The organism is Nocardioides sp. (assembly GCF_047607365.1).
In the GTDB taxonomy this organism is placed as follows: Bacteria; Actinomycetota; Actinomycetes; order Propionibacteriales; family Nocardioidaceae; genus Nocardioides.
Genome location: NZ_JASGDD010000123.1, coordinates 1 through 4,116 on the forward strand (window position 1 = coordinate 1; position 4,116 = coordinate 4,116).

General features: G+C 71.8%; 3 protein-coding genes. 2 read left to right on the forward strand and 1 reads right to left on the reverse strand.

The window, feature by feature from the left end:
- A partial coding sequence (locus QM572_RS09595) for a hypothetical protein (RefSeq protein ID WP_415092453.1) occupies positions 1 to 785 on the forward strand: 785 nt, incomplete at its 5' end.
- Positions 786 to 792: 7 nt separating this feature from the next.
- Here the strand turns inward: QM572_RS09595 and QM572_RS09600 are convergent.
- Positions 793 to 2,943, reverse strand: coding sequence for an RNA degradosome polyphosphate kinase (locus QM572_RS09600; RefSeq protein ID WP_415092455.1), 2,151 nt, complete (start codon positions 2,941 to 2,943; stop codon positions 793 to 795).
- Positions 2,944 to 2,972: 29 nt separating this feature from the next.
- Here QM572_RS09600 and QM572_RS09605 point away from each other — a divergent pair, with 29 nt between their 5' ends.
- A complete protein-coding gene (locus QM572_RS09605; RefSeq protein ID WP_415092457.1) occupies positions 2,973 to 4,049 on the forward strand; it encodes an alpha/beta hydrolase in 1,077 nt (358 codons plus the stop codon).
- Positions 4,050 to 4,116: the final 67 nt, after the last annotated feature.

Sequence of the window (4,116 nt, forward strand, 5' to 3'; positions counted from 1 at the left end):
ATGCCGCCCGCGAGGCGGCCGAGCAGGCCGTCGCCGCCCGCGTCCAGGAGGCGATGGCGGCGGTCGCCGAGCGCGAGGCCGCCGAGGCGCGTACGACGGAGGCCCTCGCCCGAGTCCAGGAGGCGGCGGCCGCCGCCACGGAGGCCCACCGGCTCCGCGTCCAGGCCGAGGACCGGGCCGAGCGGGTCGCCATCGACCGGCAGGCGATCGAGTCCTCGATCCGTCACCAGACCGAGCTCGTCGAGGCCTCGCTCTCCGAGCGACTGGCGGCCGAGCAGCGGGCCGCCGAGCTCGCCGCCGAGTTGGTGGCGCTGCGGAGCGCCGTCGTCGACGCGCTCCGCGAGAAGGGCGGCAAGCGGACCCTTGCGGCGTTGCAGACCGCCGTCGACACGGTCGCGGGCGATGGGGCGGCGGGGGGCACGCCGTCGACAGACGGGTCCGCCGTACGCAAGGCCCCACTCGACGTGAGGGAAGCCCCCACTCGACGTGAGGGAAGCCCCCACTCGACGGGTGGGGGACTCGGGCGGCTGTCGCCGGTCTCCTCCCGCGCGATCGGCGAGGTGAGCGTGGACGACGAGGGGATGCTGACGATGCCGGGGGGTGCGACGTTCGACCTCTACGACAAGGGCACCACGATCCAGGTCCAGGGCAAGCCCGGTCAGCGGCGCTGGAAGGTCGACGTGGTGTCGGCGGCGGGCGTCTCGGCCACCGTCGACCCGCGGCTGACCGACCCGGAGGAGTTCACCCGCGAGCTGCTCCGCTGGCGCCCCGAGCTCGCCGGCTGAGCCCCCGTCAGCGGCGGCGGCGCTGGGCCTCGATCAGGCTCTCCTGGAGGTCGACCGTCCCGTCGTTGAGGGTCCACGAGCCGTCCGAGCCGAGGATCCACGCCTTGGTCTCCTCGGCGAAGGCCTGGTCGAGCAGGTGGCCGAGCGCCGCCACATGGTCGGCGAGCGGTATCCGCACCAGCACCTCGACGCGGCGGTCGAGGTTGCGGTGCATCATGTCCGCCGACCCGATCCAGGCGACGGGATCGCCGCCGTTCTCGAAGCAGAAGACCCGCGAGTGCTCGAGGAAGCGCCCGAGGATCGAGCGGACCTCGATGGTCTCCGACAGGCCCGGCACGCCGGGCCGCAGCGCGCAGATGCCGCGCACCAGGAGCTGCACGGACACGCCGGCCTGCGAGGCGAGGTAGAGCGCGTCGATGACCGCCTCGTCGACGACGGAGTTGGCCTTGAGCCGGATCCGCGCGGCCCGGCCCGCGCGGTGATGCGCGATCTCACCGTGGATCTGGGCGATGAGACCGTCGCGGACCGAGTCGGGGGCGACCAGCAGCTGGTCGTACTTCGCCTGACGCGACCATCCGGACAGGTTGTTGAAGAGGTGGGCGACGTCCTCGCCGATGGCCTCGTCGGTCGTGATCAGGCCGAAGTCCTCGTACATGCGCGAGGTCTTGGGGTTGTAGTTGCCCGTGCCGATGTGGGTGTAGCGACGGATGCCGCCGCCGTACTGCCCCTCGTCGCGGACCACCATGGCGAGCTTGCAGTGCGTCTTGAGGCCGACGAGCCCGTAGACGACGTGACAGCCGGCCTGCTCGAGCTTGCGCGCCCAGCGGATGTTCGCCTGCTCGTCGAAGCGCGCCTTGATCTCGACCAGGACGAGCACCTGCTTGCCGGCCTCGGCGGCGTCGATGAGGGCGTCGATGATCGGCGAGTCGCCCGAGGTGCGGTAGAGCGTCTGCTTGATCGCGAGCACGTGCGGGTCGGCCGCTGCCTGCTCGATGAAGCGCTGCACCGAGGTGGCGAACGAGTCGTAGGGGTGGTGGAGGAGCACGTCGCGACGCCGGGCGGCCTTGAAGACGTCGACCGGGGCGGCCGACTCGACCTCGGCCAGCCGGTGGTGGGTCGTGGGGACGAAGGCGGGGTACTTCAGCTCGGCGCGGTCGAGATCGGCGATGCCGTGCAGCCCGCGCAGGTCGAGCGGGCCGGGGAGCCGGAAGACCTCCGCGTCGGCGACGCCGAGCTCGCTCACCAGCAGCGACAGCACCGACTCGGAGATGGTGGCCTCGACCTCGAGGCGGACGGGCGGGCCGAAGCGCCGGCGCAGCAGCTCCTTCTCCAGCGCCGCGAGGATGCTCTCGGCGTCGTCCTCCTCGACCTCCAGATCCTCGTTGCGGGTGACCCGGAAGGTGTGGACCTCGAGGATCTCCATGCCGGGGAAGAGCCGCTTGAGGTGCTCGCCGATGACGTCCTCGAGCGGCACGAAGCGGTCGTTGCCCAGCGGCACGAAGCGGGTGAAGTTCGAGGGCACCTTCACGCGCGCGAAGTGCTCCTTGTCGGTCTTCGGGTCGCGCAGCAGGATCGCGAGGTTGAGCGAGAGCCCGCTGATGTAGGGGAACGGGTGGGCGGGGTCCACGGCGAGCGGCGTCAGCACCGGGAAGATGCGCTCCTTGAAGAGCCGCTTGCAGTGCTTCTGCTCCGCGTCGCTGAGGTCGGCCCAGCGGACCAGCTCGATGCCCTCCTTCCACAGCGCCGGCATCACCTGGTCGGTGAAGACGGCCGCCTGCCGCTCGCTGAGCACCGCGGTCGTCGACCAGATCTGGTCGAGCACCTCGCGCGGCATCAGGCCGGACGCGGCGCGGACGGCGAGGCCGGCGGCGATCCGCCGCTTGAGGCCGGCAACGCGGACCATGAAGAACTCGTCGAGGTTGGAGGTGAAGATCGCCAGGAAGCGGACCCGCTCGAGCAGCGGCAGCCGCTCGTCCTCGGCCAGCTCCAGCACGCGCTGGTTGAACTTGAGCCAGGAGAGCTCCCGGTCGAGGAACCGCTCGTCGAACTCCTCGACGGCCGCGAGCGCCTCGTGGTCGGGCAGGTACGGCGGCTCGACGTCGTACGAGCCCACGTGCGCCGCCGCGCCCGGCTCGGCCTCCGGCACCTCCAGCGTCATGGGACAAGGGTATGTCCTAGGTTAGACGGGTGAGCATCCTTTCCAAGCCCGTCGACGTCGCCGGGTCCCTCGCTTTCGGCATGGTGGGCGGCGCGATCTCCACCTCGGAGAAGGTCACCTTCACGACCGCGATGGGCCTGCCCGACACGGTGCAGCGGCGGCTCGCCGGCCGGCCCGTGGTCAAGGACGGCCAGACCCTGGCCGCCGACGTCCAGCTGATGCTCAAGCTGGCCAAGATCGCCGGCCCGGCGGTGGAGTCGCTGCCGGTCGAGAAGGGCCGCGTCGCACTGCTGCGACAGGCGATCCTCGCCGGAGGCGAGGAGCCGATCGGCAAGGTCCAGACCGTGTGGGCGGACGAGTGCCGTGCCCGGCTCTACACCCCGACGTCGGCGATCGACAGCGACGAGCCGGGCCCGCTGCTGGTCTTCTTCCACGGCGGCGGGTTCATCTACGGCGACCTCGACAGCCACGACGCGCCGGTGCGCTTCCTGAGCGAGCAGTCGGGGGTGCGCGTCCTATCGGTCGAGTACCGGCTCGCTCCCGAGCACCCCTTCCCGGCCGCGTACGGCGACGCGCTCCGGGCCTTCGCCTGGGCCTACGAGCACGCCGCGGCCCTGGGCGTGGACCAGCGACGGATCGCGGTCGGCGGCGACTCCGCCGGCGGCAACCTCGCCGCCGGCGTCGCGCTGGCGGCGCGCTCGGCATGCGCCTTCCAGCTGCTCGTCTACCCCGTGACGGAGGCTGTCGGCGCCTCGACCGCGTCACGGGCCACCTTCGGCGAGGGGTTCTACCTGACGACGACCTTCATGGAGCTGGCGACGCTGCACTACGTCGAGAGGGGCGAGGACCCGAAGGACCACCGCATCGCCCCGCTCTACGCGGACGTGCCGGAGGACGTCGCACGGGCCTTCGTCGCGACGGCCGGCTTCGACCCGCTGCGCGACGAGGGCGAGGCCTACGCCCGCAAGCTCGCCAAGGCCGGAGTCGAGGTGGAGTCCTGGCGCTACAGCGACCAGATCCACGGCTTCCTCAACACGCTCCTCGTGCCCTCCTCGCGCCTGGCCGTCGCCGACATCGCGGTGGCGCTGCGGAAGGCGCTCGCCTGACCCGCCGAGTGGGGCTTCCCCTCACCCCGAGTGGGGGCGAGCCTCGCCCCCACTCGGGGTGAGGGGA